Source organism: Paenibacillus xylanilyticus (genome assembly GCF_009664365.1).
Taxonomy (GTDB): Bacteria; Bacillota; Bacilli; order Paenibacillales; family Paenibacillaceae; genus Paenibacillus; species Paenibacillus xylanilyticus_A.
The window spans coordinates 4,264,838-4,277,647 of the sequence record NZ_CP044310.1; the positions used below are offsets into that span (position 1 = coordinate 4,264,838).

Here is a 12,810-nt window from a genome sequence, read left to right on the forward strand (position 1 = left end):
GTGAGCATTTATTTTTCCATAAATTACATGATCAAAAAGATTAGTTTTTCTCTTCGTTCTGTTCGATATCATCGAACTTCAACATATGCCCAAGCTTCGCCTGCTTGGTATGCAGATAAAGCGTATTATCCTCGTTCTCTTCCATCTGGATCGGAACACGCTCCACCACTTCAAGACCATAACCTTCAAGGCCTTTGATTTTGCGGGGATTATTCGTTAACAGACGAATTTGGCGAACGCCGAGATCCTTCAGAATCTGTGCACCAATACCATAATCACGCAGATCAGCGGCAAACCCGAGTTTCAGGTTGGCATCTACGGTGTCCAGCCCTTCCTCCTGCAGCTTGTAGGCTTTGAGCTTGTTAATCAGTCCAATGCCTCTGCCTTCCTGTCTCATATACAGCAGAACGCCGTTGCCTTCATCATTAATCTGTTTGAGTGCTGCATCGAATTGTGGTCCACAGTCACAGCGATGAGAGTGGAATACGTCGCCTGTAAGACATTCGGAGTGAACACGAACCAATACGGGCTTGGAAGAGTCGATTTCACCTTTTACCAATGCTACATGCTCTTTATTGTCCACTGCATTCGTATAGGCTACTGCTTGAAACTCGCCAAAATCCGTAGGCATGCGGACAGCCACTTCGCGTTGAACCAGCTGTTCCTTCTCATTACGGTAACGAATCATGTCCTGAATACTAATCAGCTTCAGGTCATGCTTGCGGGCAATCTCCTGCAGATCAGGCAGTCTCGCCATCGTGCCATCTTCTTTGATGACCTCACAGATCACACCAGCCGGATAGGAACCGCACATGATGGCCAGATCAACAGCAGCTTCCGTGTGGCCGGCGCGGCGGAGCACGCCTCCGTCTTTGGCAATGAGCGGGAACATATGCCCCGGTTTACGGAAATCACTACTTTTGGCTTCCGGATCAATTAGACCCTTCACCGTAATGGATCGTTCATGTGCAGATATGCCTGTTGTTGTATCCTTGTGATCCACGGAAACTGTAAATGCCGTTCCATGGAAGTCCGTATTTTGCTGAACCATCGGCTTCAGGTTGAGCTCATCCGCACGCTGCTGCGTAATGGGAACACAGACCAGGCCTCTGCCCTCGGTAATCATGAAGTTGATGACTTCAGGAGTAGCCTTCTCTGCCAGCGCGATAAAGTCCCCTTCATTCTCCCGATCCTCATCATCCACAACAATGACGGGTTTGCCGCGCATCAAATCGTATATCGCTTCCTCTATGGGATCTAGTATGGATTGATCTGACATAAGTTCCCCTCCAGTCTCTCTTTGTAATGGTTATGTTCCTTATGCAAAGCCATGGTTGGCCAAAAACTCTTCACTGATGCTTTTCGGTTTGCCAGCCCCCGTTTCGGGATGCCCTTTGCCGTAATGGAGCAGGTGGTCCACATATTTCCCCAAAATGTCACATTCAATGTTGATGGTATCCCCCGGCTTTTTCACCTGAAGCACCGTTTCTCCAATAGTATGAGGAATAATGGATACGGTAAACGAGGCTTCTGTTGTCTTCACCACAGTGAGACTAATGCCATCGAGGGTTACCGAGCCCTTTGGAATCAAATATTTGAACAGTTCGTGGTCGTCAGGTTTGATCTCAAAAACAACCGCATTCTGATCACGTGTGATCCCGCCAATGACTCCCGTACCATCCACGTGTCCTTGTACGATGTGTCCACCAAAACGCCCACCCGACTGCATCGCCCGTTCCAGGTTCACTTTACTGCCTGATTGCAGCTGACTCAGATTAGTATGACGGTAGGTTTCAGGCATGACATCTGCGGTAAATCCTCCGCTTTCCAGCGTCGTTGCCGTAAGACATACTCCGTTTACAGATACACTGTCACCAATCTTCAGATCGTCCATGATGGCGGAAGCTCCGATATTCAGGACCAATGCTTCGCCTTTTCGACCGATACGCCGAATCTGACCGACCTCTTCCACCAAACCGGTAAACATGCTGCCGCCTCCTTATGCTTATATCTTGCCTTGCTCATTCGGTCCGTTATTCAGGCCAGACAGGGATTCCACCAATACTGATATTATCTCCAACTTGCTCAATTTCCAGCTGATTCAATTGAATGGCCTGACTCATGCGCTCCACTCCTTCAAATCGGAAGCTTCCCGGTGTGTCGTATCCGCCCACAATCTTTGGAGCGATAAACATCAACAGCCGATCGACCAACTTGGCTTCCAGCATGGCACCATTCAACGTACCTCCGCCTTCAAGCAGGATGGAGCCGATTTCCCGTTCTCCCAGCTTGCTAAGCGCACTCAGCAGATCCACACGTGGCCCGGGACCACAGCGGATAATTTCTACACCGTAGGCTTCCAGACGTTCGGCCGCCTCAGGGCTCGCCTCATCGGTTGTAAGTACCCATGTCGGTGCGAGTCCATCCTTGACCATCTTGGCTCCAACCGGGAGACGCAGCTTCGAATCGACAACAATTCGCACAGGACTGATCCCTTCCACTTGAAGGCGGGTGGTAAGCTCCGGATTGTCTGCAATAACCGTATCCACACCAACCATGATGCCCTGATGACGATGGCGGAGTGCATGTACGATTTCCCGTGCGGGTTCGTTGGAGATCCATTTGCTGTCTCCACTGCGGGTTGCAATTTTACCATCCAGCGTGGATGCCGTTTTTAAGGTGACAAACGGCAAACCGGTGGTAATGTACTTAATGAATTTTTCATTCAGACGTCTTCCGCGCTCACGCAGAATGCCAACTTCAACCTCAATGCCTTGTTGACGCAGCATACTGATTCCTCTGCCGGATACCTGCGGATTTGGATCCTCACAACACACCACGACACGCTTCACTTTCTCGTGAATCAAACGTTCGCTGCATGGCGGCGTCTTGCCATAGTGGCTGCAAGGCTCCAGCGTAACATAGACCGTACTGCCCTCAGCATCGCTGCCAGCCATATTCAACGCGTGTACCTCCGCATGGCCCGTACCCCGCTTGAGATGACTTCCCAGACCTACAACCCGGCCTTCTTTTACAACAACACATCCGACGACAGGGTTAATCCCCGTTTGCCCCTGTGCACGTTCTGCCATATCCAACGCAAGCCCCATATAAAATTCATCATTGATCATTTCCAAGTCCGGTCACCCCACGGTTAGAATCTTAAATTATAGGCCTCCCATCGAGCAGAGAGGCGGTTATACCATATCCAAATAAAAAATCCCCACTCGAACAATCGTTCGGGTAGGGATGATGAGAGACATGTGTCACCAGCAGGATGTCGTTGATACGATTGCCAACAGCACTCCGCCATAGTTCCATTTCAGGCAAGTGAAAGCAAACACATACCTAAAGAACACAATTACAGGTAAAGAGCTTCTATGATGTGGCATATGTATGGAAACTGCCGGATAACCGACTTTCCCTGCACAGAAATAAACATCGTCTGCTGTGCAGCAACGCATCTGCGGAATGCAGTCCAATTAAGGCTGCACCCTCTCCTTCTCCCATCCAGACTATACTGTCGGTTCTGGAATTACACCAGATCAGCCATCTGCCACAGGCAGACAGGTCACGGACTTTGCAACAGTGCTGGATAGATATCCTCACACAGGTGCATCACCGCCGGTAGGGAATTGCACCCTGCCCTGAAGGATCGCTTTCGTTATTAATTGGATGTTAGCACTTTAACGCCGAAAAATCAATTGTTTTTTGTTCCTTTTTGTCACATACTAACTTTTAATAAGCAAAAGGATATAAAAAAACCGCTTCGTCTTATCAACGAAACGGTCATTATTATCACTAAGGATAACGATTAAACTTCTACAACTTCAACAGTTTCCATTTTGTCGCGACCTTCGAAAGCATCTACGAACTCCATACCTTTGGTTACTTTACCAAATACGGTATGTTGTCCATCCAGATGCGGCTGTGGCTGGTAGCAGATGTAGAACTGGCTTCCACCTGTGTTGCGGCCTGCGTGTGCCATTGCAAGTGTTCCGCGCTCATGTTTGTTAGGATTGATCTCACAGTTGATTGTGTATCCTGGGCCACCTGCACCCGTTCCGTTAGGGCAACCGCCTTGTGCAACGAAGCCTGGAATTACGCGGTGGAACACAAGACCGTTGTAGAAGCCGGAGTTAGCCAGTTTCTCAAAGTTTGCCACTGTGTTTGGAGCTTCTTGATCGAACAGGTCGATTAGAACTTCTCCGCCGTTTGCCATTTTGATTTTCGCTTGTTTCGCCATATGTAAATGACTCCTTTCGTATTGACCATCGTTAGTGGTGCCATTCTGCATGACCCTGGGCCAAGCTCTATAGCACTTTTCTTAGTGTACACCGAAATGAGTCCAACCGCAAAATAAACCTCAATTTTTTTCTGCAATGTTGGGTTTAAAGGCAAAAAAAAGACAAAAAGGAATGTTCCTTTTTGTCTTTTTTACTATTTCGTATTTCTTAACATTAACGGGTTACAGGCTGTTTAGCGATACGCTCAGGCACGAGGTCATTCTGAATGATGTCCTGATACGTTTCACGACGTACAACCACATCACCTTGGCCGTCTTTGACAAACACAACTGCCGGACGACGAATCCGATTATAGTTGCTAGCCATGGAGTAGTTGTACGCACCTGTGCAGGCAACGGCAAGCAAATCACCGCTCTGAACTTTAGGCAGGTCCAGATCCCAGATCAACATGTCGCCGCTCTCGCAGCATTTACCGGCAATCGATACGGTCTCTTGAGCCGACTCATTTGCACGGTTGGCAAGTACAGCTTCATATTTGGATTCATACAGCGCCGGACGCGGGTTGTCCGTCATGCCGCCATCCACTGCGACATATTTGCGTACACCAGGGATGTCTTTGCTCGTACCAACGGTATACAGCGTTGTACCTGCTTCACCAACGATACTGCGGCCTGGTTCAACCCAGATTTCCGGAACGTCATATCCAATTTGGGCAAAGTGATTTTTGACAGCATCTGTGATGGCTTTAACGTATTGTGCGACTTCAAGTGGAGTATCCCCTTCTGTATAGCGGATACCGAATCCACCGCCCAGGTTAACCACTTTGAACGCTACGTTGATACGCTCATATACGCTTGCAGCGAATTCAGCTACACGTTGAATCGCCATTTGGAAGCCTTCCACCTCAAAGATTTGAGAACCGATGTGGGAGTGAACACCCAGCAATACGAGGTTGGACTGTTTGGAAGCCAGCTCAATCGCTTCAAATGCTGTTCCGTTACCGATATCAAATCCGAATTTTGAATCTGTTTGACCAGTGGAGATATATTCATGCGTATGCGCTTCAACACCAGGCGTCACGCGAAGCAGGATGTTCACTTGACGATTTTTCTCTGCAGCTACAGCCTGCAGCAAGTGCAATTCGTTGAAGTTATCCACAACGAAGCAGCCGATCTCGGCATCAAGTGCCATTTCAATCTCTTCCAATGTTTTGTTATTGCCGTGGAAATGAATGCGTTCAGCAGGGAATCCTGCTTGCAGTGCTGTAAACAGTTCACCGTCCGAAACCACATCCAGGGAGAGCCCTTCTTCCGCAGCGAGAGCACACATCGCCATAACGCAAAAAGCTTTGCTTGCATATGCAACTTGGAAACCAAGTCCAGAAGCACGGAATGCATCCATGTATTCTCTGCAGCGATCGCGAACCAATTGCTCGTCCACAACATACAGTGGTGTTCCAAATTGTTCTTTCAAGTCCGTTGCATCTACTCCGCCAATTTCCAGATGGCCTTGAGCATTTATTTTACTTGTACCATGTAAATACATAATCAGCATTCCTCACTTTTTATATACTGGAACAGCTTCTTCTATTCCAATGATTTTACACCAGTATATCAAATTCGTCAGCGAGAAGAATGGATTTTTAGGCAGATCATTTGTGTTTTTTACTTTTTCGCTTTTCACCATCCGGATCGTCGGACATTTTGGTGTTATCTCTTGTTTTGTTAAATGATGGACGTTTCTTACTTTCAAGCAGAGGCATACGGAACAGGAAGTTTCCCAGGGCCTTTGCATTAAACGGTATAAACGGCCATAAGTAAGAGGAATTATAGGACCGATGTATGGTCAGCGCTATAATGAGTAAAGTTGTACCCACGACAAACCCCGGCACCTTGAACATGGCAACAGCAATCAGCAGGACCAGCCTCACCAGCCGATTCGCAAGCCCCAGCTCATAGCTTGGTGTCGCAAACATACCGATGGCAGCAATAGCCATGTACAGAACGACCTCATTGACAAAATATCCTGTTTTTACAGCGATGTCCCCGACCAATATGGCTGCAATCAAGCCCATTGCCGATGCAAGAGGTGTAGGGGTATGAACTGCCGCCATACGCAGCAAGTCGACCCCAAGTTCAATCAGAAGGAACTGCAAAATAATCGGGAGCTTCACATTCTCTTGGGGACCAATAAAATCCAGCCCCATCGGTTTGAGCGCAGGATCAATCACCATCAGCATCCATAGCGGCAGCAAAAACAACGAGATTAATATGCCGGCAAAGCGGACCCAACGCAAGTAAGTTCCCATAAACGCAGTCTGTCTGTTCTCTTCTGCATGCTCACACAGATCGAAGAAGGTTGTAGGCAAAATCATGACACTTGGCGATGTATCAACGAATACGACGACTCTTCCTTCAAGCAGGTGCGATGCTGTCACATCGGGCCTCTCCGAGTAGCGTACCAGAGGGAATGGGTTCCATCCCTTATTGATAATCGCTTCCTCCAGCTGTTTATCTGCTGCCGGTATGCCATCGACATCTACCCGTTTGATTTTTTCGCGGACCGAATCCACCTGCACTTTATCGACGATATCGTCGATGTACACTACGCAAACATCGGTTTGTGTTCTTCGGCCCACCTGCATGATCTCGAACTTCAATCCAGGGTCGCGAATTCTGCGTCTTACCAATGTCACGTTGGTCAGCAGTGTTTCGGTAAAGCCATCCCTTGACCCACGGACTACGCGTTCGAGAGAAGGCTCTTCGGGTGATCGTACCGGATAACTCCGTGTATCCATCACTAATACGGAGCGGTCCCCTTCAACAAACAAAGCACTCATCCCCGTAAGAACCTTGTTGATGACAGCACTCATTTTATCGACTTTCTCAACCTGGATATGTGGAATGTAGCAATCGAAATACGACTTAAGCGCATGGCCTGATATTTGATCAGGGGTAAGATAGGTCAGTCTTTTCAACACTTCCAGCAAAATTTCGTCCTTTGCAAATCCCGTCAGCATCAATAATCCGACATTTTTGCCTCCCAGGACCATCTCTCTCATATTCACATCAAAGGACTCCCCGAGACCCAAAACCTGCTTCAATGTATACTTGTTCTCACTCATGCGAGCGGAGATATCATCCCTGTCCTGCCAGTACTGTACCGATTCTTCAACACTATCGGACATCTCATCCTGCTTCTTTTTTTCGTATGCCCTGCGCTCCTCTTCCTTTTGAATCTCATAAGGACTCTTATGCATCAGCTCTTCGGGTACTCCCTCACCTGAACCCTGTCCAGCATTATCAGATCTCACATCCATTTTCTTTCCTCCTTCGATTCCTTGGCCTAACGCTGGTATACAAAAAAGTCAAATAAGGAACCTGTCATTTTGCCCAAAATCATGGCCAGCAGCAGTCCAAACAAATACGATTTCATGCCCAGACGTTTAGCAAGTACTGGCAGCACATTCAATACCTCGGTCAGTGCCGCGGCAAGCAAGCCGATAAACACACCGCAAAAGCACCCAATAATCGGACTCAGGATCAGTATCCCATGTACCTTCCAATGCCAGAAATCCGCGATGGTTCCGACGAGCGACCCTCCGATCAGTGCCCCTTCATACCAATGCGTTTTGTCATAAGAACGGGTCAGCTGTGCCAATCTGGGGATCATATCAAGCACGAGAATGAGGGCGATCACACCACTACCTACGGCAACTCCTCCCGCAATTCCAAGTACAATACTGATCGCACCATTAAGAACGCTCATCGGCATTCATCTCCCCGCGTTCCTGCTCATGCATTCGTTCGGTTTCTTCAATGACCACAAACTTGTCTACATTTTGCTGATATAAAAACATTTCCACTTCAAGCGGAGTAGGTTCTTCATTCCACTTTTTCTTGAATAAATGATTAAAGAATACAGCCATACCAAACCCGATTCCGATGGAGTATGCCACCTGAAACAGATAAGGATGCTCGTCCCGGCGACCCGTTATCATTTCCACGATTCGAATTTGAACTTCCTGCATGTTCACATCTGCATGGAAATTCATGATGGTCAGGGCCGATCCAAAGAACAACAGCAGCCAGACCAGGATGAATAGAGATTTGGAAGGTTTGCCCGTTCCCGCAACGACCTCAACCAGCGTATGCCCCGAACCAATAAGTTCGACGGTCACTTCCGGCAGCATGCGCCGTATCTGCGGGATGATCTGCAAGATGTCAATCAGGATCAGATTGCCGTCCTCCGGTCCCGGGCGCAGCAGTTCAAGCTCAAGCAGCCTTCGTTCCCCATCTTCCGGAGAGGTTAACACATGAGCGATATCACCAAGCTTGACGCCTCTGCCCCTCTGGATGCGGATACGGCTGCGCAGACGAATGTAGACCGTTGGAGTGGGTGTCAGAGACATCCGAAACACTCCTTTACTGCGTAATTTAGGTTAGTATTTGAAGAATGTGCAAATTTATTACATTCGGGTTGGAAAAAAGGTTCGGGTACTCAGACGCTCCGGGATGGATCGGTCACTGGCCGCTGTTCTTCGAATGTTAAAGATTAGTACTTACACGCGGACACTTCGGCGGCAGACCAACCTTCCGATCGCTGTTGACTCCAAATTTCCCTAATTAAATTCTCTGTTGTAGAAATTCGGAGTCAAAGGCGATCGCTTCGCTTCTTCAGGTTTATTCTGCCGCCTGCGTTGCTAGTGTAAGTATGAAGTAAACCTCCTGCGCTTCGCTCCTTTGACCGATTCCATCCCTCCGCTGCACATGTCCCCGCTTTCCAAAAAAATTCAATAAATATCCTGGGAAGTGATAGAAGGAAGGTGCACAAACATCCTTTTCCACAACAAAAAAGCCGCCATGTGGCGATTAGACTGGATAACCTGGCAGAAAAACACTTAATTGTTTCGTTCCTCTTGCTTCTTCTCGGCCAGCTCTCTTTTGTATCGTAAAGGCGTCTTTTTCATACTTTTCCGAAACTGATTAATGTAATAGCTCGTGCTGTTAAAACCGACCTCATACGCGATTTCGGTGATGGTTCGGCCCGAGAACCGCAGAAGTTCAATGCTTTTTTGGATCCGGTAATCCATAACATATTGCATGGGTGTAGTTCGCAGGATTTGCTTAAAATAGCGACATGTCTCCGATCGGCTTAACTGTCCAGTCCTTGCAATATCCTCCAACCTGACCGGGTCGGCATAATTTAGATGAATCCACTGCAGCATATCCTTCATTCTTCTGCTCCTGGTCATCTCGGATGCATCATACTCTAACGCATAACCGTTCTTAATCAAAAGTGTCCACATATCCAGCAGCGCTGAAGCCACTTTCAATTCGTAATAAGGGGTTTGACATACAAGCTCCGTTCTAATTAACCTGATGACCTCCAAAATCTGTGCTCCCCAGGCAATGCCCCCATCTATATAGAGAAAAGGCAAATTGGTAGCCGTTATATAGGGGTGAACATACTTTACGTACAGATCTGAAGGCGCAGCAAGTTGGGGCGTCAAATTCAGACATAGATAAATGCAGTTACTATTCCCTCCATGATCTTCGGCCATATGCATGGCTCCACTGTTAATAAAAATGCCGTTACCTTGGGTTACACTAATTTTCTGGTCATTGATATGGAACAACGCTGTACCCTGGAGAACCGCAACAAACTGCAATTCATCATGCCAGTGAAGGGGGATGTGTCCATGTATGTTATTCACAATGGTTGTTTCATAGCAGGCAACAGGTAAAGTATCGGTCCGATGCTTCGTCATTTCCTTCAAATTATGATCAATGATAAATTCTGTCTTTTGCATAAGCCTCATCTCAATATATTTATATTTTTACGTGTGATATTGATATTAATATATCCCATTTCTCCTTAATATAGCACTATTCTTATATTTAAAGGTGAGGCGATCAAGAGTGACAACATCTGCAAGTTCCAAGATATCGGGTATCCTCCTTGTTCTAACAGGAGCCATCTGCTGGGGAATCGGAGGAACCGTATCGCAAAAATTGTTTCAACTGGATGGTATTGAAGTCAATTGGTATGTAACCGTTCGATTGCTAAGCGCAGGTATTCTGCTTCTGGTTATTCAATCTTTTACAAACGGCAGATCACAGATTATTGATGTATGGAGAAATAAAAAGACAGCTGTACAACTAATCCTATTTGGATTAGCAGGTATGCTCGCTGTACAGTATACGTATATGGCTTCCATTAAACACGGTAACTCCGCGGTTGCCACTCTCCTTCAGTACCTTTCCCCCATCATGATCATGATCTACATCGCACTGCGGAAGCAGGCTGTACTCACGCGCAAGGACCTTGCATGCGGCATCCTCGCACTTCTGGGCTGTTTTTTACTGCTGACTAATGGCTCGGTTACACAGTTATCTGTCTCCTGGCTTGCCGTCATATGGGGATTATTATCCGGGGTAGCCGCTGCATTCTATACCCTTTATGCTGTACAGCTGATTAAGAAATTCGATTCACTTGTTATCGTTGGCTGGGCCATGATTATTGGTGGCCTGGGACTTAGCTTGATCCACCCGCCATGGAAAGCGGACTTTGCCAGCATCTCGACTGAAACATACGGGTACTTAATATTTACGATAATCTTCGGGACGATGATTGCTTTTTGTTTCTACATTGCGAGTTTAAAAAGCCTTACACCCAAGGAGACCAGCCTGCTTGGAAGTGCCGAACCTCTGGCTGCTGTTGGTACAACCGTCGTATGGCTCCATGAACCCTTTGGTTTCTATCAATGGCTGGGTACTGCCTGTATTATCGGGTTGATTCTGGTCATGCAATTCAATCGCTCAGGATCATCTAAACGGTTGAACGACAAACAACCTCAATCGCGTTAGGCGCGCGATTAAAGGTTGTTAGTTGTCGTATATTGGCGATTCAGCACCTGTGTTGGAGTCCGTACTCCACCATCTACTGCGCGATCTGATCGCGAATCGATTGAAGTATCTTTTTCTCCAGCCGGGAAACCTGAACCTGAGAAATCCCCAGCCTCGTCGCGACCTCCGACTGCGTCTGATCCCTGTAATACCGTAGATAAACGATCAGTCGTTCCCGCTCACTAAGGCCTCCGATCGCTTCATTGAGCGCCAGCTTATCAAACCAGCGTTCCTGAGATTCGTCGGCAATCTGGTCCATCAATGTAATTGGATCCCCGTCGTTCTCAAACACGGTCTCATGAATAGACGTCGGCGGTTTGTTCGCTTCCTGGGCAAAAACAACCTCCTCCGGGGTCACCCCCAGCTGTTCAGCCACTTCCTTGATCGTTGGCAGACGGTCAAGGTGTTTGGACAGCTCGTCCCTTTTTTTGCGGACTTTATTCGCCATTTCCTTCAGGGAACGACTCACCTTGAGGGTCCCGTCATCCCGCAGGAAACGTTGAATTTCTCCGATGATCATCGGTACCGCATAGGTAGAGAACTTCACATCATAACTAAGGTCGAATTTGTCCACCGATTTGAGCAGGCCGATACAACCAATCTGGAACAGATCCTCCGGTTCATATCCCCTGTTCATAAAACGCTGAACGACAGACCAGACGAGTCTGATGTTGCAGTTCACCAGCGTATCCCGTGCGACATGGTCACCCGACTGACTGAGCGCAATCAGCCGTTTGACCTCGGCATCGTCCAAATAGGTCTGTGAAGACTGTTTCACTTCAGCATCCATTAGACCAACCCCTAATTATACATTGCTTTCTTGGATTCAATCCTCTTCTTCATCTTGATGGAGGTGCCTCTGCCGGGCTCACTGCTGACTTCGAATTCATCCATGAAGTTTTCCATAATGGTGAAGCCCATGCCCGACCGCTCAAGTTCGGGTTTGGATGTATATAGCGGCTGCTTGGCCAGTTCCAGGTCTTCGATTCCTTCTCCGCGATCTTCCACAATAATTGTAATCATGTCTTCGCGAATTTGCGCCTGAATGGACACGACACCCTCGGGATTGTTGTTATACCCGTGGATGATACTGTTCGTCACCGCTTCCGAGACAACCGTCTTCAGATCGCTGAGCTCGTCCATTGTGGGATCAAGCTGAGAGATGAACGCAGCGACAGTCACCCTTGCGAACGATTCGTTCTCCGACTTGGCCGCAAATTGCAGATTCATGAAATTTGTTCCCGTACCTTCACTCATGAGACGACCTCCAGACCCGAGAGAGCTGTTCCCTCATTTTCGTAAATCGGCATGATCTTGAACAAGCCCGACATTTCCAGCAAACGATAGACCGGCGGATTAACATCACATACAACCATCTTGCCGCCTTTATTTTTAATGAGTTTGTATCTGCCCAAAATGACACCCAGACCCGAACTGTCCATGAATTGAAGATCTTTCAGGCTAAGCACCAGATGTTCACACTGTCTGCGTTGGATGGCCTCATCCATTTGCATTCGAACCATATCGGCTGTATGGTGATCCAGCTCCCCGGATAATCGCACAATCAGAATCCCACGGTGATGTTCCATTTCCACATGCAAGTTCACGTTTGCTCACTCTCCTCCCAGTCTTGAACAAGGATTTCTACGTTTCCG

Annotated in this window: 13 protein-coding genes and 1 riboswitch; of the genes, 1 reads left to right on the forward strand and 12 read right to left on the reverse strand. The window is 47.7% G+C overall.

Translation table 11 applies throughout. The annotated features are described in order from the left end of the window. Window positions 1–40: 40 nt before the first annotated feature. The 9 genes from F4V51_RS18855 to F4V51_RS18895 all read right to left on the reverse strand — a co-directional run bounded on the left by F4V51_RS18855 (window position 41) and on the right by F4V51_RS18895 (window position 10,059). The gene (locus F4V51_RS18855; protein WP_095359245.1) at window positions 41–1,279 is read right to left on the reverse strand and encodes a bifunctional 3,4-dihydroxy-2-butanone-4-phosphate synthase/GTP cyclohydrolase II; all 1,239 of its coding nucleotides are present in this window, start codon (window positions 1,277–1,279) and stop codon (window positions 41–43) included. Between the two features lie 39 nt (window positions 1,280–1,318). After that, window positions 1,319–1,987 carry a riboflavin synthase gene (ribE, locus tag F4V51_RS18860; RefSeq protein ID WP_095290513.1) on the reverse strand — a complete coding sequence of 223 codons (669 nt, stop codon included), beginning with the start codon at window positions 1,985–1,987 and terminating at the stop codon, window positions 1,319–1,321. A 46-nt stretch (window positions 1,988–2,033) separates the two neighbouring features. Next, window positions 2,034–3,137 carry a bifunctional diaminohydroxyphosphoribosylaminopyrimidine deaminase/5-amino-6-(5-phosphoribosylamino)uracil reductase RibD gene (gene ribD, locus F4V51_RS18865; protein WP_167301702.1) on the reverse strand — a complete coding sequence of 368 codons (1,104 nt, stop codon included), beginning with the start codon at window positions 3,135–3,137 and terminating at the stop codon, window positions 2,034–2,036. A gap of 357 nt (window positions 3,138–3,494) precedes the next feature. Next, window positions 3,495–3,659: riboswitch (FMN riboswitch) on the reverse strand. Between the two features lie 155 nt (window positions 3,660–3,814). Beyond that, window positions 3,815–4,246: a peptidylprolyl isomerase gene (locus F4V51_RS18870; protein ID WP_095290511.1), complete on the reverse strand. Its 432-nt coding sequence runs from the start codon at window positions 4,244–4,246 to the stop codon at window positions 3,815–3,817. Between the two features lie 214 nt (window positions 4,247–4,460). Further along, complete coding sequence (gene lysA, locus F4V51_RS18875) at window positions 4,461–5,792, reverse strand: diaminopimelate decarboxylase (RefSeq protein ID WP_153979219.1); 1,332 nt, start codon at window positions 5,790–5,792, stop codon at window positions 4,461–4,463. A gap of 106 nt (window positions 5,793–5,898) precedes the next feature. Continuing rightward, window positions 5,899–7,506: a spore germination protein gene (locus F4V51_RS18880; protein WP_153980770.1), complete on the reverse strand. Its 1,608-nt coding sequence runs from the start codon at window positions 7,504–7,506 to the stop codon at window positions 5,899–5,901. A gap of 86 nt (window positions 7,507–7,592) precedes the next feature. Beyond that, window positions 7,593–8,021, reverse strand: a complete 429-nt coding sequence (locus F4V51_RS18885) for a stage V sporulation protein AB (protein ID WP_164764228.1) — start codon at window positions 8,019–8,021, stop codon at window positions 7,593–7,595. Beyond that, the gene (locus tag F4V51_RS18890; protein ID WP_153979220.1) at window positions 8,002–8,658 is read right to left on the reverse strand and encodes a stage V sporulation protein AA; all 657 of its coding nucleotides are present in this window, start codon (window positions 8,656–8,658) and stop codon (window positions 8,002–8,004) included. The genes F4V51_RS18885 and F4V51_RS18890 overlap by 20 nt, the downstream gene beginning before the upstream one ends. 489 nt (window positions 8,659–9,147) lie before the next feature. Further along, window positions 9,148–10,059 carry a helix-turn-helix domain-containing protein gene (locus tag F4V51_RS18895; protein WP_153979221.1) on the reverse strand — a complete coding sequence of 304 codons (912 nt, stop codon included), beginning with the start codon at window positions 10,057–10,059 and terminating at the stop codon, window positions 9,148–9,150. A gap of 109 nt (window positions 10,060–10,168) precedes the next feature. Between F4V51_RS18895 and F4V51_RS18900 the strand changes: the two genes are divergently transcribed. Continuing rightward, the gene (locus F4V51_RS18900; protein ID WP_153979222.1) at window positions 10,169–11,116 is read left to right on the forward strand and encodes a DMT family transporter; all 948 of its coding nucleotides are present in this window, start codon (window positions 10,169–10,171) and stop codon (window positions 11,114–11,116) included. Window positions 11,117–11,189: 73 nt separating this feature from the next. Here F4V51_RS18900 and sigF read toward each other — a convergent pair whose 3' ends face one another. Genes sigF through spoIIAA form a run of 3 tightly spaced genes read right to left on the reverse strand, consistent with a single transcriptional unit; the run spans window position 11,190 to window position 12,762 of the window. Next, entirely contained in the window at window positions 11,190–11,945 is a 756-nt protein-coding gene (sigF, locus tag F4V51_RS18905) for an RNA polymerase sporulation sigma factor SigF (protein WP_095290500.1), read from the reverse strand. A gap of 11 nt (window positions 11,946–11,956) precedes the next feature. Continuing rightward, window positions 11,957–12,412 carry an anti-sigma F factor gene (spoIIAB, locus tag F4V51_RS18910; protein ID WP_095290499.1) on the reverse strand — a complete coding sequence of 152 codons (456 nt, stop codon included), beginning with the start codon at window positions 12,410–12,412 and terminating at the stop codon, window positions 11,957–11,959. Then, window positions 12,409–12,762: an anti-sigma F factor antagonist gene (gene spoIIAA / locus F4V51_RS18915; RefSeq protein WP_036663380.1), complete on the reverse strand. Its 354-nt coding sequence runs from the start codon at window positions 12,760–12,762 to the stop codon at window positions 12,409–12,411. The genes spoIIAB and spoIIAA overlap by 4 nt, the downstream gene beginning before the upstream one ends. Between the last annotated feature and the right edge of the window lie 48 nt (window positions 12,763–12,810).